This window comes from Lysobacter sp. CA196, assembly GCF_052078695.1.
Taxonomy (GTDB): domain Bacteria; phylum Pseudomonadota; class Gammaproteobacteria; order Xanthomonadales; family Xanthomonadaceae; genus Lysobacter.
In genome coordinates, this window is record NZ_JBQJIN010000020.1 from 56518 (window position 1) to 78778 (window position 22261).

Below are 22261 nucleotides of genomic sequence, written 5' to 3' on the forward strand. Positions count from 1 at the left end.
AACTCCTGTTGGAGCTCCGTGTCCCGGTTCGGGTGAGGCTGGCAGCCCGCACCCTGGTCGGGTGCGGAGCGGCGTGGTCGATTAGCTGGACACGCCCGTCCGCACCTTGTGAGAGGTGGTACCGGTACCGGTGGTGGTAATCGACATCGACGCAATCGCCGATACCCCGCCTTGCGGCTGGGTCGAGACGTTGCGGGCGATGGCGAAGGCGGGGTGCATGGGGCTAGCAATACCCCGCCGTTGTGCGGCGCGTCAAGTGGGGGTCGGCGAGAATGTGGCGAACGGCGGAATCGGCCGCCGCCCGGTCCCTGTGCGCAGGCGGATGCCGACCTGGGGCGTGGGGAGGCGCCGGCGCGGACTCAGCGGCCGTAGTTCGCGGTGATCCGTGCCTGGCCGATGACCTGGTCGCGCAGCATGAAGGCGGCCAGGGCGCCGCCGGCGTTGCCGTCGACCTTGAGCTTGTCGACCTTAAGCGCCCAGACGGTGAATTCGTAGCGGTGGGTGGTGCCCACGGGCGGGCAGGGCCCGGCATAGCCGGCCCGGCCGAAATCGTTGCGGGTCTGCACCGCGCCGGGCGGGAAGGCTTTCGCGACCGAGCTTGCGCCGCTGTCGAGAAACGCTGCCTTGACCGGAATATTGACCACCACCCAATGCCACCAACCCTTGCCGCCCGCCGCATCGGGATCGTGCACGGTGACCGCGAAGCTGCGGGTGCCGGCCGGCGGGTTGTGCCAGGCCAGGGCCGGCGAACGGTTGCCGCCCTTGCAGCCGAAGCCGTTGGACACGAAGCGCGCGTCGATCGTGTCGCCTTCGCGGATGTCCGGGCTTTCGACGACGAAGTCGGCGGCTTGCGCGAGCGGCGAAGCGACCAGCTGGGCGATGGGCAGGGCGATCGACAGAGCGTGGCGCAACAGGTTCATGGCGTGGCATCCGTGTGGGCGATGGACCGAGGCGATGGCATCGGCGGGTCATGGGCGTGCATGCGGCACGATCACGGGAGAAAGCGTCGGCGCATTATCGCCAGCCGGCGTGGCCTGGCGAGTGTCGGCGTGTCAGGCGTTGCTCAGCTGCCCCACGGCGGCGGAGGCGCCGGCACCGGTTGGGTCAGGTCGAATTCGACCCGGAACAATCGTCCCGGGCGAGCGAGTTCGTAGACGAAGCGGCGCGCGTCGATCTCGATGGCCCAGACGTTGGGAATCGAGACCGCGCGGTCGAGCTTGCCGAACAAGGCCTTGCTTTCGTCGTCGGCGGGAAACTCGTAGCGGCCGGCCACCAGCGACTGGCGCCAGTCGCCGCCGTACAGGGTCATCGTGTCGGCGCTGCCGTCGGCATGGCGATGATCGTGCTTGAAATTGAAGCGCGCGCCGTCGTCGCGCAGCACCCAGGTGCGCGAGCGGTCGTCGCCGACATGGAACGGCACCCGGATTTCATTCGCGCCGCATTCGCGGACGTGCATGACCAGCGGCTTGCCGGCGAAGAGGTTGTCGGCGCTGTTCGGGGTGTCGACCACGACGCGCCCGGCGAAAGCTTGGCCGCACAGCGGGCGCAGGCGGTCGAGCAGGCCGGAGCGGTGGCTCGCGGCGGCGGCGGGCGCGGCAGCGCCATGGGCCGGGTCGGGCTTGGCGGCCGGGCTGGCGCAGGCGGACAGGGCGAGAGCCAACGGGGCCACGACCAGCGCAGCGAGGATGGGCAGGAGGTCGGCGCGTCGGCGCGGCAGGGAAGGTTTCATCGCCGAACCCTAGCCGGCTCGCCCGCGGCGGGCAATCGCCGCAAGCCGTCTCAGAGCGGCCGCCTCAAGCCCGTACGTGGCCCGCCCGTGGCCCGCCCGGATTGGCGCCGTCGTCGGTTTCCATGTCTAATGCGTGTTGAAGCGGGGGTACCGCCGGCGGCCTGAACGGCCCGGTGGTTGAGACAGACCCTTCGAACCTGATGCGGTTTAGACCGCCGTAGGGAAGCTTCGCCGGAGGCGCCGTCAGCGCGTCCGCGCGCCGCCCGCTTCGTCCCGGCTCGAATGAGCCAAGCTCAAAGAGCTATCCACAGGACGAACTCCGATGAATGCGGTGCCCAGCGAACTGATCCAGCAAGCCGATAAGCTGTCGGCCGACGTCACCCGCCCGATCCCCGGCTCGCGCAAGATCCACGTGCAAGGCTCGCGTGCGGACCTGCAAGTGCCGATGCGCGAGATCGCGCTGGCGCGCACTCCGACCATCTTCGGCGGCGAAGACAATGCGCCGCTCGCGGTCTACGACACTTCGGGCATCTACACCGACACCGGCGCGGTCATCGACCTCGCCGCCGGTCTGGCGCCGCTGCGCGCCGGCTGGATCGCCGAACGCGGCGACACCGAAGCGCTGACCAGCCTGTCCTCGGAGTTCGGCCGCAAGCGCGAGCACGACCCCAAGCTGGCGCACGTGCGTTTCGGCAACCGGCCGCTGCCGCGTCGCGCGAAAAACTTCGGAACGGCCGGCGCCGCCAACGTCACCCAGATGCATTACGCGCGCCGCGGCATCGTCACCCCGGAAATGGAATACATCGCGATCCGCGAAAACCAGCGCCTGGAAGCGATCCGCGAAGGCCATCTGCTGACCCAGCACCCGGGCCAGAGTTTCGGCGCGAACATCCAGAAGATCATCACTCCGGAATTCGTCCGCGACGAAGTCGCGCGCGGCCGCGCCATCATTCCGAACAACATCAACCACCCGGAAAGCGAGCCGATGATCATCGGCCGCAACTTCCTGACCAAGGTCAACGCCAACATCGGCAACAGCGCGGTGTCTTCGGGCATCGCCGAGGAAGTCGAGAAACTGGTGTGGTCGATCCGCTGGGGCGCCGACACGGTCATGGACCTGTCCACCGGCAAGCACATCCATGAAACCCGCGAGTGGATCATCCGCAACTCGCCGGTGCCGATCGGCACGGTGCCGATCTATCAGGCGCTGGAAAAGGTCGACGGCCGCGCCGAAGAGCTCAACTGGGAGATCTTCCGCGACACCCTGATCGAACAGGCCGAGCAGGGCGTGGACTACTTCACCATCCATGCCGGCGTGCTGCTGCGCTACGTGCCGCTGACCGCCAAGCGGGTGACCGGCATCGTCTCGCGCGGCGGCTCGATCCTGGCCAAGTGGTGCCTGGCGCATCACAAGGAGAATTTCCTCTACACCCACTTCGAGGAAATCTGCGAAATCATGAAGGCCTACGACGTGGCCTTCTCGCTCGGCGACGGCCTGCGTCCGGGCTCGATCGCCGACGCCAACGACGCCGCCCAGTTCGGCGAGCTGGAAACCCTGGGCGAGCTGACCAAGATCGCCTGGAAGCACGACGTCCAGACCATGATCGAAGGCCCCGGCCATGTACCGATGCAGTTGATCAAGGAGAACATGGACAAGCAGCTCGAGGTGTGCGGCGAAGCGCCGTTCTACACCCTCGGGCCGCTGACCACCGACATCGCGCCGGGCTACGACCACATCACCTCGGCGATCGGCGCGGCGATGATCGGCTGGTTCGGCACCGCCATGCTCTGCTACGTCACGCCGAAGGAGCACCTGGGCCTGCCGAACAAGCACGACGTGCGCGAAGGCCTGATGGCCTACAAGATCGCCGCCCACGCCGCCGACCTGGCCAAGGGCCACCCGGGCGCGCAGGCGCGCGACAACGCGATGAGCAAGGCGCGCTTCGAGTTCCGTTGGGAAGACCAGTTCAACCTCGGCCTCGACCCGGAGCGCGCCCGCGAGTACCACGACGAGACCCTGCCGAAGGACGCGCACAAGGTCGCGCACTTCTGCTCGATGTGCGGCCCGCACTTCTGCTCGATGAAGATCACCCAGGACGTGCGCGACTACGCCAAGGAACACGGCGTCGAAGAAGTCGCCGCGCTCGACGAAGGCATGGCCGAGAAGGCCGCCGAGTTCCGCGCCCAGGGCGCGGAGGTCTATCGCCGCGCCTGAGCGCCGCGGTAGCGGTACGAAAGTCCGGCATGAAAATCCGGCGCGACGCAGCGGTGTCGCGCCGGTGTTGCAAGGTTTCGACGACAGCGCGTTGCGCTTAAGGGTAGGAGCGGCGCAAGCCGCGACCAACCGAAGTGACGCGCGCAAGCGCAGTAGCCCGAAGCCCTGATCCGCGGATGCTCGGCCCTTCGCTGCGAAATCTCGAAGCCGAATGCGGTCCGGATGCCTGCCGCTTCGGCTTGGATTCGTGGTATTCGGCGTCTTCGGCTGGGTCGCGGCTCGCGCCGCTCCTACCCTTGAAGCGGTTGCGCGGCTGCCCCCCTCTGTGCGCCGTCCGCCAAGTCCTGCACACTCTCGCCGCATGAGCGACCGCAGCTACACCTCCCTCAAATGGCGCGTCCATGCGCGACGCCATCCCTCGGCCTTCCTGCTCGCGGCGCAACTGCTGAGCCTGCTCGTCTATCCCTTGTTCGAGCCGACCGGTAGCGGACGGGTGGTGTTCGGGGCGTTCGGCGTGCTGGTGCTGGCGTTGGCGGTATGGGTGGTCAACCGCAGCCCGGCGATCAAATGGATCGCCTGGATCATCGCGGTGCCGGCGTTCGTGCTGTCGGTGTTGTCGGTACTGTTCGCCAGCCCGGACCTGCTGATCGCCTCGTCGGCGCTGGAGGCGGCGCTGTACTTCTACGCGGCCAGCGCCCTGATCGCCTACATGATGAGCGACCATCGGGTGACCGCCGACGAGCTGTTCGCGGCCGGGGCGACCTTCACCTTGCTGGCCTGGGGCTTCGCCTATGCCTTCCTGGTCTGCCAGGCCTGGTATCCGGGCAGTTTCGTCGGCGCCGAGCGCCCGGGCGAGCCGCGCACCTGGCTCGAGCTGCTGTTCCTGAGCTTCACCAATCTGTCGGCGGTCGGCCTCGGCGACATCCTGCCGATCAGCCCGGCGGCGCGGGTGCTGACCATGTTCGAACAGCTCGCCGGGGTCGGTTATATCGCCGCGGTGGTGTCGCGCCTGATCGGCCTGACCATCCTGCGCAACGACCGGTCGTGAGGCCTTAACACCCCCGGGTTACAGGAAAATGCGTGGGCCTGGGGCCCTTTTGGAACGATACGTTCCGGCGTTTCGGCCGGTTTGGCGCCGCCTGCGTCACTCGAACAGGTCCGGCTCAGCTTCGCGGACGCTAGAATAGGCGGTTCCAACGCGCTTTTCCGATTGCGCCATCGCGCCATGCCGGATATGTCGGTTTGTCGTTTCGCCGCCCATGCGTTCAGGCACATGACCGGCGGCGGGCGAGTGCGCATCATCAGCAGGATTCATGCCGCGAATTCACGAGCCATCGTTACCGCCTCCGCCCGCCGAGCAGCTGCGGGTGGGGGAGTGCCTGGTCGACATCCCCTTGCGCGAGATCCGCGCACCGGGCGCCCGTCGGCCTCGCCGCATCACGCCCAAATCGATGGGCGTGCTGCTGGTGCTCGTCGAACACGCCGACCGCGTGGTCAGCCGCGATGCGCTGCTGACCGAGGTCTGGCCCGACACCTTGCCGACCGACGACGTCGTCACCCAGGCCATCACCCAACTGCGCAAGGCCTTCGACGAAGACCGCGGCAATCCGCGCTACATCGAGACCATCGCCAAGAACGGCTACCGCCTGCTGGCCGAAGTCGAATGGCTGCCGCAGGAGAGCGCGTCCCCGACGCAGTACGAGCCGGCCGACGACGTTGAATTATCGACCGCACCGGCGGTGCCGGTCGACGAACACGTCGAACCGGTGCCGTTGCCGAGCCATCCACGTCCGCGCGGCACTTGGCGTTCGATCGTCGGGGTGATCGCGCTGGTGATCGGCCTGGTCGGCGGCCTGGTGTGGTGGTCGCTCGCGCGCCAGCCGCAATCGCGCGCGGCCGCGCCGGCGGTCGATCCGGCGCGCGCGACCAACACCCCGCGTCCGTATCGCTTGATCACCTCGATGCCCGGCTTCGAGCTCGCCCCGACCTTGTCCCCGGATGCGGCGATGGTGGCCTACGTGGCGATCCCCGACGGCCAACGCGGCACCGCGATCCTGGTGCAGACCACCGACCAGACCCCGCCGCGCCAGCTGACCCAACCGAACGGCCAGGCCGAGGACAGCGCGCCGGCGTGGTCGCCGGACGGACGTTCGATCGCCTTCCTGCGGTTGGAACCCGGGGTGTCGTGCCGGGTGCTGGTGATCGCCGCCAATGGCGGCGCCGAGCGCGAAGTCGGCAGCTGCGATTCGCGCAACCCGCCGACCTTCGACTGGACCGGCGACGGCCGCGGCCTGATCTTCGGCAGCATGTGGACCCCGCAGGGCATCGTCGGCATGCGCGTGCTCGACCTCGCCAGCGGCGAGTGGCGCGCGGTGCCTTACCAGCCCGGCGCCGGCAACCTCGACCTGTCGCCGCGGTTCTCGCCGGACGGGCGTTGGCTGGTGTTCGTACGCAACAGCCCGCAAGGCGATTTCTGGCGCTTGCCGGCCGAAGGCGGCAAGGCCGAACGGCTCAGCCACCTCAGCGCCGATGTGCGCGGCTGGGACTGGCTGCCGGACAGCCGCAACATTTTGTTCGGGCGGATGATCGACGGCGATACGCGCATGTTCCGTCTCGACCTCGACACCGGCCAGGCCCGCGACCTCGGCATCGAGTCGGCGCAGGCGCCGGCGGTTGCGGCGGCGCGACCGGCCGCGGCCTTCGTCCAGCGCAAACCCTATTTCGGCCTGTTCCGGGTGGTGCTCGGCGACACCTCGCAAGGCGCGGTGCACGTGGTCGACCCGCTGTTCCCGTCCTCGGCCCGCGACATCCTGCCGACCATCGCCCCGGACGCACACCAGATCGTGTTCGTCTCCGACCGTTCCGGCAGCACCCATCTGTGGTGGGCCGACATGGACCAGCCCGATTCGCTGCGCATGCTGCAAGGCGTGCAGCCCGGCACGCGCTATGCGCCGTCGTGGTCGAGCGACAGCGCGCGGGTGACCGTGGTCGGGTCGGACGCGGAAGGCCGCAACGTCGTGCACGAGATCGTCCCGGCCAGCGGCCGCGTGACCCGCCTGCCGGTGCCCTTGCCGGACCCGATCCAGGCCGTGCAGGTGCCCGATCCGCATCGCCTGCTGGTCCTGGCCGGCACCGGCGACGGCCGCCTGAGCCTGAATCTGTTCGACCGCCGACTGGCCCCTTGGCGCCTGTTGACCCAGCTGGCCGACGTCTCCGAGGTCCGCGTCGACGGCGCCCGTAACCGCTTGCTGTTTACCCGCCAGACCGAGGCCGGGCTGTGGCAGTCGGACCTGGGCCTGACTCCGGCCAGCGTGCGTCGCATCGACGACGGAGAACCGGTCGCCGACCGCTACCGACTGTGGGACGTGGCGACCGAGACCGGCGAGCTGCGCTATCTCGACCAGCAACCGACCTGTTTGTCGCTGCTGCGGCGGATCGCCTCGCCCGAGCTTTCGCCCTCGGTGCTGTGCCTGGACCAAAGCCGACGCTCGGCGATCAACGGATTCAGCCTGAGCCCGCGCGGCGACACCGTTTATCTGGCCCTGGCCAAGTGGGATGGCGCTGATATCGGTTACATGGACCTGCCCGAAGAGCCGAAGACTTTCGTGCCGGGTTGGCTCAACTGATTGATTCTGTGAGTAAATATACTTTCGGAAAAGCTTCGGTTGTGACGTCGTTCCGAATTCGCCTAACTCTCCGTCAAATTTCTGAAGTCGGGCGCCGAAGTTAGGCAAAACAACACCTCATTCTCGGCACATGAGGTGGACCAATGGAGCAAGCATTGTGGGCGGATCGCGGACAGCTGTTGCAGCTGGACGCTCAGGATCCCGCCATTCAGGCCAGTTGCGTCGGCGTCTCCCGTCTCGGCAGCGCCCAGCTGTCGGGCACGCATTTTTCGATCTGGGTCCAGCTGCGCGGCAGCTCCTGGGTCGAAGCCAAGGAAGGTAAGTTCCGGCTCAAGCGCGGCGACTGGATCGCGTTCGAACGCGACTCCAAGCCGGTGCTGCAGGCCGACCGCTACGGCGTCTGCGTCGGCCTCAACCTGACCGCCGACGCGATCAAGGCCATGACCCGGCTTGCCGAGTGCAGCCTGTATGCCGGCCGCGGCCGCATGAGCCGTCACGACGCCCGCATCGCCCTGCGTCTGTGGCGCCAGGCCCATGCCCGCAACGGCGAGGCCGACGGTGGCCTGGACATCAACGCCCTGCGCCCGATCCTGCTGCACCTGGCCGGCGTCCAGCGCGAGCTGACCGCCCGCATCCAGCGTTGCCCGGGCCGCTCGCGCAGCCGCAAGCGCCAGGTGTTCGGTCGTCTGCAACGCGCCCGCCTGTACCTGGAAGGCAATTGCGACCGCGTGGTGCGGATCAGCGAGTTGGCCGAACTGACCAGCTTCTCGAGCTGGTACTTCTCCAAGACGTTCCACAGTCTTTATGAGGAGAGCCCGCAGGCGGCGTCGGCGCGCATGCGTCTGGAGCACGCGGCCGATCTGCTCAAGAACACCTCGATGATGATCGGCGAAGTCGCCGCGGCGAGCGGTTTCGACAACTGCTGCAGCTTCGCCCGCGCCTTCCGCGCACGCTTCGGCACCTCGGCCACGCGTTACCGCAGCGCCGCGGCCAGCGCCAAGTTGGAAGCGGCGAAGTTGGAGCCGGCGAAGCCGGCGGCCGCACCGCTGCGCAAGGCCGCATAAGCCAGGTCGATACGCGTCGTACGCAACACCGCAGTACGCAAACAGGACGACCGCTGAAGTTTCGAATGCGCGCCGCGCGCGCATCGAAACTTCGGCGAGGATCGTGGCTCCGGCCACGAGCGCAGGGCCAGCCCGGTACGATCGCTGCACGCGGTCTCCCAGCACGCAGCGCCCCATTGCGATTTCTTTCTCCAGCAACCTGCGCTGAATCGTTGCGCAGCGATGCGCGACGCGAAGCGGCGATCTTCGCCGTCGGAATTTATCGATCGTTCATGCCGGGCGCAGCGACAGCATCGGCAAACTTTCTCGTCTACGCGCGCAAACCGGTGCATCGCTTGAGTGCTTCGCCGCATCGGCTCGCTCTCGACGATCGTTCGCGGCGCATGCATCGGGTTTTTATCGGCGCTTGATTACGCGATTGCGTTGTGACCACGACCGCGACGACTCAATCGGCAAAGTCTCCCGGCCTCAAGGGCAAAGCACCATCGGCTTTCGGGTCGTACTTTTGCAAAGCGTTTTAACACGCCCATAACGAGATTACTGGAGAGAGATAGATGAACCATCGCAGTCTGCGCCCCGCGGCGCGGTACGGCTTGCTGCCGTCCGCCATCGCCACGGCGTTAGTGACGGCCCTGATTCCGGCAATCGCCGGCGCACAGGAAGCCGACGCCTCCAATCAGGCCACCACCACCCTCGACCGCATCGAAGTCACCGGTTCGCGCATCCGTCAGGCGAATCTGGAAACCTCGCAGCCGGTCGTCACGATGACGCGCGCCGACATCCAGAAGCAGGGCTTCACGAGCGTCGCGGACATCGTCCAGAACATCACCGCCACCGGTTCGCCGGCGATCTCGCGCGCTGACGCGCTGTCGTCGGGCGAAGACGTGGGCGGCCAGTACGTCGACCTGCGCAACCTCGGCCCGCAGCGCACGCTGGTGTTGATCGACGGCAAGCGCATGGGCATCAGCTCCAGCGGCTATTCCGACCTGGCAGCGATCCCGAGCTCGATCGTCGAGCGCATCGAAGTCCTCACCGACGGCGCTTCGGCCCTGTACGGTTCGGACGCGATCGCCGGCGTGGTCAACATCATCACCCGCAAGCGTTTCGACGGCCTCGAAGCCAGCGCCTACCTCGGCCAGTACGGCCAGGGCGACGGCAACAAGGAAGTCTATAACTTCGTCGTCGGCCAGACCGGCGAGCGCGGTTCGGTGACCTTGGGCGCCGAGTACAGCAAGGAAGATCCGGTCATGGCCCGCGATCGCGCCTTCACTCGCTACCCGAACGGTCGTGGCCATCCGACCCCGGACATCGGCCCGAACGGCATCCGCACCAACGGCTGGAGCGCGATCAACCAGTGGGGCACCCTGTTCGACAACGCAGACAATGCGTTGACCGCGAACCGTGGCACCACCGATACCTCCAAGCTCGCGAACTTCCACGCGACGAACCCGCTGACCGACTACACCAACGCCAACGAGGAGATGTATCTCTCGACCGGCCTGGAGCGTCGTTCGGTGTTCGCCAACGCCGAGTTCGACATCACCGACAACCTGCGCGCCAAGGCCGACGTCCTGTACACGGACCGCGAAGCCACCCAGCAGATCGCCGGTTATCCGTTCCGCTCCACCGGCTTCAGCGATCGCTATGAAGGCGACCTGAGCCTGAAGGCCGGCAGCGCGTTCAACCCGCTGGGTTACGACGCCGACTTCTACCGCCGTGGCTGGGAAGTGCCGCGCCAGACCAAGTCCGAGCTGACCACCTACCGCTTCAGCGGCGGGCTGGAAGGTTCGTTCGAACTGGCCGGCAAGCCGTGGGATTGGGACGCTGGTTACATGTACAACCAGAACAAGGGCGTCAAGACCGGCACCGGCAATCTGTACCTGCCGCACGCCGAGAAGGCCCTGGGCCCGTCGTTCATCGACGCGAGCGGCGTTGCCCGTTGCGGCACCGCGGCCAGCCCGATCGCCGACTGCCTGGCCTGGAACCCGCTCCTGGGTCCGGACGTCAATGCACCGGGTTCGTTGAACAACAAGGATCTGCAGAAGTACCTGTACCTGCCGACCCACGACACCTCGACCACCAAGACCGAGGTCTACAGCCTCAACCTCAGCGGCGTGCTCGCCACGCTGCCGGCAGGCGACCTCGGCCTGGCGGCCGGTTACGAGCACCGCAAGGAATCGGCGCACTACTCGCCGGACGCCCTGCTGCAGTCGGGCCTGAGCACCGACCTGGCCGGTAGCGAAACCCAGGGCGGCTACTCGCTCGACGAGTTCTACGTCGAACTCGCCGTGCCGGTGCTGGCCGACGTGGCCTTCGCGAAGGAACTGTCGTTCAGCCTCGCCGGCCGTTACTCGGACTACAACACCTTCGGCGACACCACCAACGGCAAGTTCAGCCTGAAGTGGAAGCCGATCGACGACCTGCTGGTGCGCGGCACCTACGCGACGGGCTTCCGCGCCCCGACCGTGGCCGACCTGTACGGCGGCGTCAGCGAGAGCTTCGACAACTACACCGACCCGTGCGACACCTCGTTCGGCTCGGCCGTGCGTAACCCGCAGGTCGCTACGCGTTGCGCAGGCGTGGTCCCGGCGAACTTCCGCCAGGTCGCTTCCGGCGGCCGTCCGGCCACCGGCCCGAACGCCCAGTCCGACAGCGCTTTCCTGTCCGGTTCGAACCCGAACCTGATGCCGGAAACCTCGAAGTCGACCAGCATCGGTTTCGTCTACAGCCCGAGCTACGTCAGCGGCCTCGACGTCAGCCTGGACTGGTGGAAGATCAAGATCGAAGACGTCATCGCGGCTGAAACCGTCACCTCGATCCTCAACAACTGCTACGTGCTCGGCATCGATTCGGCCTGCAGCCGCTTCGAGCGCGATGCCGATGGCCAGGTCGTGGGCGTGACCCGCAACCTGATCAATGGCGGTTACCAGGAAACGGCCGGTTACGACCTCGGCGTCGCCTACCGTCTGACCGACACCCGCTTCGGCAACTTCTCGTTCACCTGGAAGACGACCTACGTCGACTACCTGGAATACAAGCGCGATGGCGAGTCCACCACGCCGGTCGAGCAGCGTACGAGCTGGGTCGCCGACGGCCTGAGCAACTTCCGCGTGCGTTCGAACTTGAACGCCGACTGGAGCCGCGGCGACTTCGGCGCAAGCTGGGGCGTGCGTTACTACTCCGGCCTGAAGGAAGAGTGCGCGTATGACCTGAACGGCGGCGCGGAATGCGACAAGCCGAACTACCAGTCGGGTTACAAGGGCATCCAGCCGATCCGCGAAGTGGGCGCCAACACCTTCCACGACGTGCAGGTTCGCTACAACACCCCGTGGAACGCCACGGTGGCGGTCGGCGCGAACAACGTGTTCGACCACGTCGGCCAGACCATGTACAGCCAGCCGAACAGCAGCTTCGCCTACAACGGCAGCTTCGACATCGGTCGCTTCGTGTACATGAAGTACACCCAGCGCTTCTGATAAGCGTCAGGTAGTACCGCAATACGACTACGGCCCCGAAAGGGGCCGTAGTTTTTCGTGTCGCAAACAACCGGTGAGGTTGTGGCCGTTGGTTCTGGCCGATTAGCGGGGAGGAAGGGAATGGCCGAAGAAGGCAGTACTCTGAGCTGCCGCTTCTGGAAGGAGCAGAAAGTAGCTGCTTTAATAGCTATCGCAAGCGGGCTTTATTCTGGTTTGGTCATGGTTCTTTGAAAGGAATGTTGTTCGCCTTGTTCCTCATGGCGACTCAACAACTGCCGATCCTTTTCGACTACTGGAAGGGTCGTGAATAGCGCCGCGCGGATGGGCCCGATAGAACGAAACTGAAGAACGATGCCATGACCCTTCGGCGGTTGCTCGGTACCGAAATTTATTTATTCTTTGTGGCGGTAATTACGGCAGTGGTTTATTGCTTCGTTCAGGGGCCGGAAGCCGCCATGTATGCATTTTCTGGCTGTTTCGGAGCGCCTCAGCCGATCTTGTGGTACCGATTTTTGCGGCAGCGATGGCGAAAAGGACCTGGCGACTAACGACCTGTTGCGTTGATGATCGTTTATGCAAGATGTTCTCCGATCGAAAAATCCGGTCCCTCGATATGATGGACCGTGGGTTCTGCCGAGAAATACTCCTGCAAGCCCAGCATGAACTTCCGGTGTTCTTTGCTCGCTTCAAAGCCGGGTGCATGGTCCTCGAGCGATTTCCATTGCACGATCAGGCTGAAGTGCTGTGGGGACTCGACCCCTTGCGCGAGGACGTGACCGCAATAGCCCTTCGAGTTGGTAAGCAATGGGGCGACCTTGGCGAATGCAGGTCTGAATTTATCGATGCGTTCATCAAGGACGGGGAGTAGAGCGATCTCGTAGATGATGGTGCGCTCCAGTTGAGGTTTGCGTTCAAAGGCGCGCACTTGGGGGATGAGCCGAAGGATCAACCGCAATCACGATCTTCCCTCGAAGCCCGTTGTTGGGGCGTTCCAGTTGGGCATGGGCGAGCGGAATGTCGGAAAGTGAGTAAACGGCGCCAAGATGGGGCCGCACTTGACCGCGCTCTACCAACGCGCTCAACTCATCGAGCTTGCCGCGGTTCTGTCGCGTGAACACGAAGTGATAGCTCGCGTTCTTGCCCCAGGCCTGGATGAGGTCTTGTGGCTGGGCAATATCGACGATCGTGACGACGCGGCCAAGCTGGGCGAGCGCATCCGGGCTGTGGGACAGCGTCGTGCCGCCGATGGTGTCGAACACGACATCGACTCCACGACCCTCCGTTTCCCGCATGATGGCGTCGACATAGTCGTCCCTCTCGTAATCGATGACGACATCCGCACCGAGGCCTTGGACGAACTCAAAGTTCGCTTCCCGCACGGTCGTGAACACCTTGGCTCCCATGGCCTTTGCGAGCTGGATCGCCACATGACCGACGCCGCCGGCGCCGCCGTGCACGAGGATGCTTTCTCCCACTCTCAGCGCCGCCCGCACGACCAGTGCTTCCCATGCCGTTCCACCTACCAGGGTCAGGCTTGCCGCCTCAAGGTGGCTCAGCGAAGGGGGCTTCTTCCCGACGATGTTCTCAGAGGCAACGTGGTACTCGGCGTAGCTTCCCGGGCCATCGAATATTTGCGGGGTGTACCAGACTTCGTCCCCAGGCGAGAAGCTTGTCACGCCCGGCCCGACTTCTTCGACAACACCCGATACGTCATGCCCGGTGATAGCGGGCAACTGCACCAGATCGGCATAGTCGCCGCGCCTGACTTGGCAATCCAATGGATTGATCGACGTGGCAAGTACGCGCACCAGGACTTGTCCCACGTGCGGCACAGGCTTGGGCACTTCGCAAAGTTCGAACGCCGCCGGGCCGCCGAATGATCCGAGAACTACTGCTTTCATTGCATGTCCTTGTTTCGTTAAAAAGGGATATCGGGAATTATCGATATTATTAGGCAAAAGATCACAGATCTTTCCCTATGATCTCGGCGAGAGCACGGATAGTTGCTTCGTTGCGCTTGTAGTAGGTCCACTGACCAATGCGCCTGGCCTCGACCAAGCCCGCCCGTTGCAGCGTTGCAAGATAGTCGGACACCGTCGACTGCGACAATCCGACGCCTTCTTGAATACTGCTGACGCAGACTCCGACGGTACGGACGTCACCCTCATCCTGCGGAGGGAAGTTCCTTTCCGGATCCTTCAAGCCTTTCACGATCTCAAGGCGCGTGCGGTTTGAGAGAGCCTTGAATATTTCGATCAAATCCATAGGCGCGACGATATCGAAATTTACCGATATGTCAATGCGTGGCTGCCAAGTGTTGTGCAAGCGCACCTGGCCTATCTGCTGTTACGGGTGAATTCCGAGTGGGTGCCCGTTCCGCACGTCTTGGACACAGGCACAAATCAGTAGTGCAACGGCGGGCTCCCGTTGGTTGGAGCCCGCCAAACGCCGAACCAGATTTAAGGGCATATGCGCCCTCATGGCGTGATGCGGGATAGATCCGCGATCAGAACTTCGGCTTGTCTTCTTCCGAGGTGGCCGCGTAGCGCTCGATGGCTTCGACCAGGATCTTCTTGGCTTCTTCGGCGTTGCCCCAACCGTCGAGCTTGACCCACTTGCCCTTCTCCAGGTCCTTGTAGTGCTCGAAGAAGTGGCCGATGCGCTCGAGCCAGTGCGGGCTGACCTGTTCGATGTCGTGGATGTGGCTGTAGCCGGCGAAGACCTTGTCGACCGGCACGGCGAGCAGCTTTTCGTCGCTGCCGGCTTCGTCGGACATCTTCAGCACGGCCACCGGACGGCAGCGGATCACCGAGCCGGGGATCAGCGGCAGCGGCAGGATCACCAGCACGTCGGCCGGGTCGCCGTCGCCGCAGACGGTGTGCGGGACGTAGCCGTAGTTGCAGGGATAGCGCATCGGGGTCGACAGGATGCGGTCGACGAAGATGGCGCCGGAGGACTTGTCGACCTCGTACTTGACCGGCTCGGCATCCTTCGGGATTTCGATGATGACGTTGATCTCGTGCGGCGGATTCTTGCCGGTGGAAACGAGGTCCAGACCCATGTGTGCTCCGACTGCTGAGGCCCGCCGGAAGGCGGGCGGTGAAAGAAAGAGGGCCATTCTACGCGGCTGGGTGCTGCGTTGCAGCACGGAGGCGGGGTGGGCCCGGCCGGGTGGCGCCGGCCGCGTAAATGTCCAATCGGCGGCAAAACAGCGGCTTCGTGCGCGCATCGGCGGCCAACCGCATCTGAGCGACGCGGCCATCGAACGCCGACGGCGGCCGCGTCCAAAAGCGTCCAGGCGCCGTCCAATACGAGGTGGGGCAGGTTTCGCCGGGCGCGCTTGCCGCTCTGCGTGAGGGGTGTTAATCCTGCATTTAGATCGATACAAATGAGAGGGCGGCGATGACGTGGTGGGGCTATGTCGAGCAGGAGTTGATCGGTTTCTTCGGCCTGGGGGCCTTGCTGCAGCTGTTGGCCGAGCAGGGCTACCGGGCGCTGCTGAGCGCCGACGGCGCCGCGGCCTTGTTGTATCCGGTGATCCCGATCCTGCTGGTGTACGAACTGCTGCGCACCGTCGCCCAGCGCCGCTTCAAGCTCGAGGACTACAAGCTCCCGTTCCTGACCCTGCTGGCCAACCGGCTGATCTCGACCTTCCTGACCTTCGGCGTGGTGACCTTGTGCATCGGCCTGTTCCAGCCGTATGCGCCGTTCCAGGTCGGGATCGGCGTGCCGGGGTTGATCTACGGTTACCTGGTCTGGGAGTTCGCTCATTTCGTCTACCACTACCTCGCCCACAAGGTGCGCGTGCTGTGGTGCCTGCACTCGACCCACCACGCGCCGGTGGCGATGAATCTGTCGGTCAACTACGCCCATCTGTTCCTGGAAGCGCCTTATGCGGATCTGGTGCGCACCACGATCTGCATCCTGGCCGGGGTGGAGCCGCCGCTGCTGTTGCTGATCATGTTCGTCGACGGGCTGTGGGGGCAGTTCATCCACCTGGGCGAGCACGCACTCAAGGACGGGCGTCTGGGCTTCCTGCACCGCGTCATCCTGACCCCGGCGCACCACCGCGTGCATCACGCGCGCAATGCGGTCTACATGGACACCAACTTCTGCAATCTGCTCAATGTCTGGGACCGCGTGTTCCGCACCTATCAGCCGCAGCGCGAGGACATTCGGATCGAGTACGGCATCACCCGGCCGCTGAAGCCCGGCAGTTTTCTCGATGCCTATCTGGGCGAGTTCGTCGCCTTGTCGCGTGATGTCGCCGCCGCGCCCGGGTGGAAGAACAAGTTGCTGTATCCGATCATGCCGCCGGGCTGGAGCCACGACGGCGAGCACAAGACTGCCGAGGTCGGCAAACGCGCCTGGCTGGCGCAACAGGGGGCGCCATGAACCGCCGGTCGATCGCGTGGCTGCTGTTCGCTGCGTTCTCGCCGCTCGCGCCCGCAGCGGCGGACGAGCCCACGCGCGCCAATCTCGCCTTGCATCGCCCGGCCACCGGTTCGCCGATCTGCAAGCCCGGCGAGGAGGCGGAGAAGGCGGTCAACGGCTTGCTCGCCAGCAAGACCCACGACAAGTTCTGTTCGCTGCAGCGGCCGGCCTGGCTGCGCATCGATCTGCAATCCGAACGCGAGCTGCGCGGCTTCACCATCAAGCATGCGCAAGCCGGCGACGAGTCGGCTGCGATGAATACCCGCGCGTTCGCATTGTCGGTTTCCGACGATGGCGCGACGTGGCGGCAGGTGGCGAAGGTCGACGAAAACGTCGCAGGCATCAGCGTGCATCGCATCGCCCCGACCCGAGCGCGTTATGTGCGCCTGGACATCGAGCAGCCGGCACAGGACCCGGCCGATCCGGCGACCCGCATCTACGAGCTCGAAGCCTGGTGACAGCCATGGTGTCTGTGCAGGCCGGTCCTGGGGCTCACCCTAGCTTGGGTACGCCCTAGCTTGGATGCGGCCATACGTCTGCGTATCTAGGAGGCTCGTACTCCGTCCATCGCAGGCTTACCATGTCCGTACAGCTCGACGCCACCCGTTCCGCGCCGCCGGCCGATACCTATTGGAATGATCCGGTCGCCGTCGACCCGAACCGTCTGGCCGAGCCGCAGTCGCCAATCATCGAACCGACGGCCAGCGAGGCGACCGCGCCGGACCGTCCGGCGCTGGACGAGGCGGTGGCGATCGACGGCAGCGACACCAATCCGCAGCAGCGCAGTGAGGGCCGCACGCCGGACGGCAAGACCGTGCAGATCGATCCGCTGCACCAGGGCGCCGAAGTCTCGATCGCCCGCGAGCAGACCCTGGCCGACGCCGGCCTGGGCCGCACCTACGTCAGCACCGACCAGGTCGTGCTGACCACCGGCGCCAAGAACGACGAGGTGCAGATCACCCAGCGCGACGACGGCACCCTCGACGTCGGCATCAACGGCGAAAAATACGAGGTGCGCCTGGGCGAGAACCAGGAGCTGACGATCCGCAGCGGCGCCGGCAACGACACCATCAACGTCGCCTCGAACGTGAAGGTGAACATCGTCGTCGACGGCGGCGCCGGCGACGACCGGATCGCGACCGGCGCCGGCAGCGACCGTATCGACGGCGGTCTCGGTAACGACGTCGTCTCGACCGGTGCCGGCCGCGACGATGTATTCGGCAACAGCGGCGACGACCGTCTCGATGCCGGCGACGGCGACGACGTGGTCTATGGCGGCGACGGCGCCGACACGCTCAGCGGCGGCAACGGCGTGGACTTCCTCGAAGGCGGCCAGGGCCGGGACACGCTGGAGGGCGGCGCCGGCAAGGACATGCTCTCGGGCGGCCTCGACGACGACACCTTGCGCGGCGGCGACGGCGACGATGCGGTCTACACCGGCGCCGGCAAGGACACGGTCGACAACCAGTCCGGCCACGACACCGTGTACGCGCAACAGGCCAGCGACCTCATCAACGCAGCCACCGGCGCCCGCAACACGGTGATCAACGTCGAGATCAGCGCCAGCAAGGGCGTGACCATCGAGGGTTCGGACGCGTTTAAACAGCGCGTCGGCGCCGAGATCGAGTTCCTGCGCAGCTCGCCGAACGGCCAGCAGATGCTGGCCGAGTTCGACCGGGCCGCCGCACGCGGCAACAGCGTCACCATCAAGGAACTGGCGAACGAGCAGAACGGCTACGCCCAGACTTTCAGCAACGACGCCGACCTCGTCAACGGCAAGCCGGGCGCCGGCGGCGACGTGCAGATCAGCTACAACCCTTCGTTCCACATGGCCGAGTTCCCGGCGCCGGTGGTCGTGCTGTATCACGAGATGTCGCACGCCTATAACGGCGTCACCGGCACCTTCCAGCCGGGCACTTACCGCGGCACCGGGCCCGACAACGGCGAGGTGCCGAACGCCGAACGCCAGGCGGTCGGCCTGGAGACCAGCGCGCCGGCCTACGATTTCGACGGCGACCCCACGACGCCCAAGACCACCGCCAATCCCGATCGCCTGACCGAGAACGGCCTGCGCGGCGAGCTCGGCCTGCCGGATCGGCCGAGCTATTCGCTCTGACACAGCGGCTGGGTATCGCGACGACGATCTCAGGGGAGACGGGCGGGCAGCCCGCGTTCACCGCGGGCTGCCCGGCTTTGTCTAGGATCGTGGACGGCCGCTGTTATTCCTGGAGCGCGCTGTGGTGGCTGCAATCGTCCGCCGCCCACGCCGACCCTTCGTTCCCGACACGAGTCCTGGCATGCCGTCGACGAGATACCCTCGCATTCACCAGTTGTTCGCGTGTTCGATGGCGCTCGCCGCGAGCGCCTGCGTGCATGCGCAACCTTCCTCATCCGCGGAGTCCGACCCCATGCCTGCTGACCGCGCTTCGGCCGCCGCTCATATCGCGAAGGTGCAAGGTCGCGGCGTCGCGCTCGAAGCCGAGTTCGCCTATGCGGGTTCCAAACGCGTGTTGACGGTGAGCTATCGCCTGCGCAACCTCGGCGATGCGCCGCTCGCGGTGTTCGATCGCGGCGACCGCCATGCCGTGGCGACGGGGCGGCAGAAAGCCGGAGCGATCGCCTCGCCGACCTTGCAGATCGAGAACGGCGATGCGTCGTTGAGCCACGCGGCTGGGCCCTTGCCGCGGCCGGCGCCGATCTCGCCGCCGACGCCGTTGGCGGTTCGTGTGGCTGCGGGCGCGGAGACGGCAGGGCGTTTCGAGTTCGCGATAGCCGGCGCCGATGCGCCGAAACGACTGCGCTGGTGCCTCGGCGTGGCGACGTTCGAGGACGGCGATTTCACCGCGCCGCAAAGCGTAGGCGCAGTCGAGATCTGGCGTGCGTCGTTTGCGGTCGTCGAACGGCAACAGCTCGTGTGCACGCCGTGGTTCGATGTGGCCGCGGACGCGTTCGCGACCCGCTGAGTCGAGCGGCGGCTTAGCGTTCGCGCTTTCTGGCGTTCGCGCCTTCTGGCGTTTGCGCCTTCGCGAAGGCCGCAACGAAAAACGGCGACCGAGGCCGCCGTTTTCCGGTTGGGACAACGAGTACGCGCGCTTACTCGACCTTCACTTCTACCCGCCGCGCTTCTTCGGCGCTGCCGCCGCCGGTGGTGACCATAGGTTTGTCGAGCACGATGCGGTCGGCGCCGATGCCCTGCGATTCCAGCCAGCCCTGCACCGCTTGCGCGCGCTGCTTGGCGAGCTCGGCATTGGTCGCTGCGTTGCCGGATTCGTCGTGGAAACCGGAGATGCGCGCCTTCGTCGACGACTCGGCCTTCAGTGCCGCGACCACGCCGGCCAGATCGGCCACGGCGGTGGCCGGCGGCGTCGCCGAACCGACGTCGAAGTAGAGCTTGGCGCTGCTGGGCGACGTCGACGTGGATGCGCTGTCGACGGCCTCGGTCGGGCCCGATGCATCGATTACGCCCGAGTCCACTGGCCCGGTGGCATCGGTGGCCGGTGCGGTCAGCGCGACGTCATTGACGCCATGGGCGGCGCCCGCGTCGCTCATTCCGCTCACCGGCAACAGCGGCACCAACAGTAGGGCGACGATGTTGATGATCTTGATCAGCGGATTGATCGCCGGACCGGCGGTGTCCTTGTACGGGTCGCCGACGGTGTCGCCGGTGACCGCGGCCTTGTGCGCTTCCGAACCCTTGCCGCCGTGGTGGCCGTCTTCGATGTACTTCTTGGCGTTGTCCCAGGCGCCGCCGCCGGTGGTCATCGAGATGGCGACGAACAGGCCGGTGACGATGGTGCCGATCAGCAGGCCGCCGAGCGCCTTCGGCCCGAGCAGCAGGCCCACCACCACCGGAACCGCAACCGGCAGCAGCGAGGGCACGATCATTTCCTTGATCGCCGACTTGGTCAGCATGTCGACGGCGCGGTCGTACTGCGGCTTGCCGGTGCCTTCCATGATTCCGGGAATCTCGCGGAACTGACGGCGCACTTCCTCGACCACCGCGCCGGCGGCGCGGCCGACCGCTTCCATCGCCATCGCGCCGAACAGGTAGGGGATCAGGCCGCCGATCAGCAGGCCGATGATCACCATGTGGTCGGACAGGTCGAAGTTGAACACCACGCCCGGATGCGCGGCCTGCAGGTTGTGGGTGTAGTCGGCGAACAACACCAGCGCGGCCAGCGCCGCCGAACCGATCGCGTAACCCTTGGTCACCGCCTTGGTGGTGTTGCCGACGGCGTCGAGCGGGTCGGTGACCGCGCGCACGTCCGACGGCAACTCGGCCATTTCGGCGATGCCGCCGGCGTTGTCGGTGATCGGGCCATAAGCGTCGAGAGCCACGATCATGCCCGCCATCGACAGCATCGAGGTCGCGGCGATGGCGATGCCGTACAGGCCGCCGAGCGCATGCGAGCCCCAGATCGCCACGCACACCGCGATCACCGGCAGCGCCGTCGACTTCATCGACACGCCGAGGCCGGCGATGATGTTGGTGCCGTGACCGGTGGTGGACGCGGCGGCGACGTGCTTGACCGGTGCGTACTGGGTGCCGGTGTAGTACTCGGTGATCCAGACGATGGCGCCGGTCAGAATCAGGCCGATCAGCGCGCAGCCGTACAGGTTCATCGCACCGTGGCTGGAATCGCGCATCAGCTCGGTGGTGATCGGGTAGAACGCGATCGCCGCGAGCACCGCCGAGACGATCACGCCCTTGTACAAGGCGCCCATGATCGAACCGCCGGCTTTCACCTTGACGAAGAACGCGCCGATGATCGAGGCGATGATCGACACGCCGCCGAGCACCAGCGGGTACAGCACGCCGTTGGCGCCGACGGTGCTGGCCATCAGGCTGCCGAGCAGCATCGTCGCGATGACCGTGACCGCATAAGTTTCGAACAAGTCCGCGGCCATGCCGGCGCAGTCGCCGACGTTGTCGCCGACGTTGTCGGCGATCACCGCCGGGTTGCGCGGGTCGTCCTCGGGGATGCCGGCTTCGACCTTGCCCACCAGGTCGGCGCCGACGTCGGCGCCCTTGGTGAAGATGCCGCCACCGAGTCGGGCGAAGATCGAGATCAGCGACGAGCCGAAGGCCAAGCCGACCAGGGCATGCAGCGCTTTCTCGCCGGTCACGCCGAGCTTGGCCAGGGCCAGCCAGTAACCGGCCACGCCGAGCAGACCCAGGCCGACCACCAACATGCCGGTGATCGCGCCGCCGCGGAAAGCGACGTCCATCGCCGGGCCGATGCCCTTGCGTGCGGCTTCGGCGGTGCGCACGTTGGCGCGCACCGACACGTTCATGCCGATGTAGCCGGCCGCACCGGAGAGCACCGCGCCGAGCAGAAAGCCGATCGCGGTCGGCCCGCCGAGTGCGAACCAGATCAACACGAACAAGACCGCGCCGGCGACGCCGATGGTCATGTACTGACGGTTGAGATAGGCGCGTGCGCCTTCCTGGATCGCGCCGGCGATCTCCTGCATTCGTTCGTTGCCGGCGGGTTGAGCGCTGATCCAGCGCGCGGATACGATGCCGTAAAGGATCGCGATGACGGCGCAGCCCAGCGCCAAGGTCAAACCGTACTGCTCCAGCATGAACCCCTCCCCAAGTGTAGAAGTGGACATCACAGGACAACGGGTCGATCGTGTTGTGCCGCGGAAAGCTGTTGGCCGGTGTGCCGCGGAATCGCTTCTTGCGCTGATTGCGTGTTGCATTGCAGCGACGC

At 65.9% G+C, this 22261-nt stretch carries 18 protein-coding genes, 1 pseudogene and 1 riboswitch; of the genes and pseudogenes, 10 read left to right on the forward strand and 9 right to left on the reverse strand.

Features of this window, described 5'->3' with window-relative positions; translation table 11 throughout:
- Positions 1–359: 359 nt before the first annotated feature.
- Together ACTOWK_RS16770 and ACTOWK_RS16775 are read right to left on the reverse strand one after the other, a co-directional pair.
- Complete coding sequence (locus ACTOWK_RS16770; RefSeq protein ID WP_441331248.1) at positions 360–920, reverse strand: YbhB/YbcL family Raf kinase inhibitor-like protein; 561 nt, start codon at positions 918–920, stop codon at positions 360–362.
- 143 nt (positions 921–1063) lie between these two features.
- A complete protein-coding gene (locus tag ACTOWK_RS16775) occupies positions 1064–1729 on the reverse strand; it encodes a hypothetical protein (protein ID WP_441331249.1) in 666 nt (221 codons plus the stop codon).
- Between the two features lie 133 nt (positions 1730–1862).
- Positions 1863–1971, forward strand: a riboswitch (TPP riboswitch).
- Positions 1972–2051: 80 nt separating this feature from the next.
- Here ACTOWK_RS16775 and thiC point away from each other — a divergent pair.
- Positions 2052–3944: a phosphomethylpyrimidine synthase ThiC gene (thiC, locus tag ACTOWK_RS16780; RefSeq protein ID WP_441331250.1), complete on the forward strand. Its 1893-nt coding sequence runs from the start codon at positions 2052–2054 to the stop codon at positions 3942–3944.
- Between the two features lie 361 nt (positions 3945–4305).
- Positions 4306–4992 carry an ion channel gene (locus tag ACTOWK_RS16785; protein WP_441331251.1) on the forward strand — a complete coding sequence of 229 codons (687 nt, stop codon included), beginning with the start codon at positions 4306–4308 and terminating at the stop codon, positions 4990–4992.
- A gap of 96 nt (positions 4993–5088) precedes the next feature.
- Here the strand turns inward: ACTOWK_RS16785 and ACTOWK_RS16790 are convergent, their stop codons facing one another.
- Positions 5089–5259, reverse strand: a complete 171-nt coding sequence (locus ACTOWK_RS16790; RefSeq protein WP_161786062.1) for a hypothetical protein — start codon at positions 5257–5259, stop codon at positions 5089–5091.
- Here ACTOWK_RS16790 and ACTOWK_RS16795 point away from each other — a divergent pair.
- From ACTOWK_RS16795 to ACTOWK_RS16810, 4 genes are all read left to right on the forward strand, one after another.
- On the forward strand, positions 5258–7570 hold the full coding sequence (locus tag ACTOWK_RS16795; RefSeq protein ID WP_441331252.1) for a winged helix-turn-helix domain-containing protein: 2313 nt from the start codon (positions 5258–5260) through the stop codon (positions 7568–7570). The genes ACTOWK_RS16790 and ACTOWK_RS16795 overlap by 2 nt on opposite strands.
- Positions 7571–7713: 143 nt before the next feature.
- Positions 7714–8634, forward strand: a complete 921-nt coding sequence (locus ACTOWK_RS16800; RefSeq protein WP_441331253.1) for a helix-turn-helix domain-containing protein — start codon at positions 7714–7716, stop codon at positions 8632–8634.
- 176 nt (positions 8635–8810) lie between these two features.
- On the forward strand, positions 8811–9044 hold the full coding sequence (locus ACTOWK_RS16805) for a hypothetical protein (RefSeq protein ID WP_441331254.1): 234 nt from the start codon (positions 8811–8813) through the stop codon (positions 9042–9044).
- A 144-nt stretch (positions 9045–9188) separates the two neighbouring features.
- A complete protein-coding gene (locus tag ACTOWK_RS16810) occupies positions 9189–12110 on the forward strand; it encodes a TonB-dependent receptor plug domain-containing protein (RefSeq protein ID WP_441331255.1) in 2922 nt (973 codons plus the stop codon).
- Positions 12111–12681: 571 nt separating this feature from the next.
- Here the strand turns inward: ACTOWK_RS16810 and ACTOWK_RS16815 are convergent.
- The 4 genes from ACTOWK_RS16815 to ppa all read right to left on the reverse strand — a co-directional run bounded on the left by ACTOWK_RS16815 (position 12682) and on the right by ppa (position 15171).
- Positions 12682–13065: an antibiotic biosynthesis monooxygenase family protein gene (locus ACTOWK_RS16815; RefSeq protein ID WP_441331256.1), complete on the reverse strand. Its 384-nt coding sequence runs from the start codon at positions 13063–13065 to the stop codon at positions 12682–12684.
- Positions 13022–14011: a zinc-dependent alcohol dehydrogenase family protein gene (locus ACTOWK_RS16820; RefSeq protein ID WP_441331257.1), complete on the reverse strand. Its 990-nt coding sequence runs from the start codon at positions 14009–14011 to the stop codon at positions 13022–13024. The genes ACTOWK_RS16815 and ACTOWK_RS16820 overlap by 44 nt, the downstream gene beginning before the upstream one ends.
- 61 nt (positions 14012–14072) lie before the next feature.
- A complete protein-coding gene (locus ACTOWK_RS16825; RefSeq protein ID WP_441331258.1) occupies positions 14073–14375 on the reverse strand; it encodes an ArsR/SmtB family transcription factor in 303 nt (100 codons plus the stop codon).
- A 241-nt stretch (positions 14376–14616) separates the two neighbouring features.
- Positions 14617–15171, reverse strand: a complete 555-nt coding sequence (gene ppa / locus ACTOWK_RS16830) for an inorganic diphosphatase (protein WP_031370347.1) — start codon at positions 15169–15171, stop codon at positions 14617–14619.
- A gap of 341 nt (positions 15172–15512) precedes the next feature.
- On the opposite strand from ppa, the gene ACTOWK_RS16835 reads away from it, so the two are divergent.
- The 4 genes from ACTOWK_RS16835 to ACTOWK_RS16850 all read left to right on the forward strand — a co-directional run bounded on the left by ACTOWK_RS16835 (position 15513) and on the right by ACTOWK_RS16850 (position 19507).
- Entirely contained in the window at positions 15513–16505 is a 993-nt protein-coding gene (locus tag ACTOWK_RS16835) for a sterol desaturase family protein (RefSeq protein WP_441331259.1), read from the forward strand.
- On the forward strand, positions 16502–17002 hold the full coding sequence (locus ACTOWK_RS16840; protein WP_441331260.1) for a discoidin domain-containing protein: 501 nt from the start codon (positions 16502–16504) through the stop codon (positions 17000–17002). Before ACTOWK_RS16835 ends, ACTOWK_RS16840 begins: the two co-directional genes overlap by 4 nt.
- 122 nt (positions 17003–17124) lie before the next feature.
- Positions 17125–18660, forward strand: coding sequence for a M91 family zinc metallopeptidase (locus ACTOWK_RS16845; protein ID WP_441331261.1), 1536 nt, complete (start codon positions 17125–17127; stop codon positions 18658–18660).
- Between the two features lie 292 nt (positions 18661–18952).
- A complete protein-coding gene (locus tag ACTOWK_RS16850) occupies positions 18953–19507 on the forward strand; it encodes a hypothetical protein (protein WP_441331262.1) in 555 nt (184 codons plus the stop codon).
- A 130-nt stretch (positions 19508–19637) separates the two neighbouring features.
- On the opposite strand, the gene ACTOWK_RS16855 is transcribed toward ACTOWK_RS16850, so the two are convergent.
- Positions 19638–20093 carry an OmpA family protein gene (locus ACTOWK_RS16855; RefSeq protein WP_441331277.1) on the reverse strand — a complete coding sequence of 152 codons (456 nt, stop codon included), beginning with the start codon at positions 20091–20093 and terminating at the stop codon, positions 19638–19640.
- Positions 20094–20105: 12 nt separating this feature from the next.
- Positions 20106–22130 (reverse strand): annotated as a pseudogene (locus ACTOWK_RS16860) (sodium-translocating pyrophosphatase); the annotation flags it as partial.
- Positions 22131–22261: the final 131 nt, after the last annotated feature.

Coding starts and splice junctions, on each gene's coding strand:
- ACTOWK_RS16770 (WP_441331248.1), bottom strand. CDS start 920: ATGAACCTGTTGCGCCACGCTCTGTCGATCGCCCTGCCCATCGCCCAG.
- ACTOWK_RS16775 (WP_441331249.1), bottom strand. CDS start 1,729: ATGAAACCTTCCCTGCCGCGCCGACGCGCCGACCTCCTGCCCATCCTC.
- thiC (WP_441331250.1), top strand. CDS start 2,052: ATGAATGCGGTGCCCAGCGAACTGATCCAGCAAGCCGATAAGCTGTCG.
- ACTOWK_RS16785 (WP_441331251.1), top strand. CDS start 4,306: ATGAGCGACCGCAGCTACACCTCCCTCAAATGGCGCGTCCATGCGCGA.
- ACTOWK_RS16795 (WP_441331252.1), top strand. CDS start 5,258: ATGCCGCGAATTCACGAGCCATCGTTACCGCCTCCGCCCGCCGAGCAG.
- ACTOWK_RS16790 (WP_161786062.1), bottom strand. CDS start 5,259: ATGAATCCTGCTGATGATGCGCACTCGCCCGCCGCCGGTCATGTGCCT.
- ACTOWK_RS16800 (WP_441331253.1), top strand. CDS start 7,714: ATGGAGCAAGCATTGTGGGCGGATCGCGGACAGCTGTTGCAGCTGGAC.
- ACTOWK_RS16810 (WP_441331255.1), top strand. CDS start 9,189: ATGAACCATCGCAGTCTGCGCCCCGCGGCGCGGTACGGCTTGCTGCCG.
- ACTOWK_RS16820 (WP_441331257.1), bottom strand. CDS start 14,011: ATGAAAGCAGTAGTTCTCGGATCATTCGGCGGCCCGGCGGCGTTCGAA.
- ACTOWK_RS16825 (WP_441331258.1), bottom strand. CDS start 14,375: ATGGATTTGATCGAAATATTCAAGGCTCTCTCAAACCGCACGCGCCTT.
- ppa (WP_031370347.1), bottom strand. CDS start 15,171: ATGGGTCTGGACCTCGTTTCCACCGGCAAGAATCCGCCGCACGAGATC.
- ACTOWK_RS16835 (WP_441331259.1), top strand. CDS start 15,513: ATGACGTGGTGGGGCTATGTCGAGCAGGAGTTGATCGGTTTCTTCGGC.
- ACTOWK_RS16840 (WP_441331260.1), top strand. CDS start 16,502: ATGAACCGCCGGTCGATCGCGTGGCTGCTGTTCGCTGCGTTCTCGCCG.
- ACTOWK_RS16845 (WP_441331261.1), top strand. CDS start 17,125: ATGTCCGTACAGCTCGACGCCACCCGTTCCGCGCCGCCGGCCGATACC.
- ACTOWK_RS16850 (WP_441331262.1), top strand. CDS start 18,953: ATGCCTGCTGACCGCGCTTCGGCCGCCGCTCATATCGCGAAGGTGCAA.
- ACTOWK_RS16855 (WP_441331277.1), bottom strand. CDS start 20,093: ATGAGCGACGCGGGCGCCGCCCATGGCGTCAATGACGTCGCGCTGACC.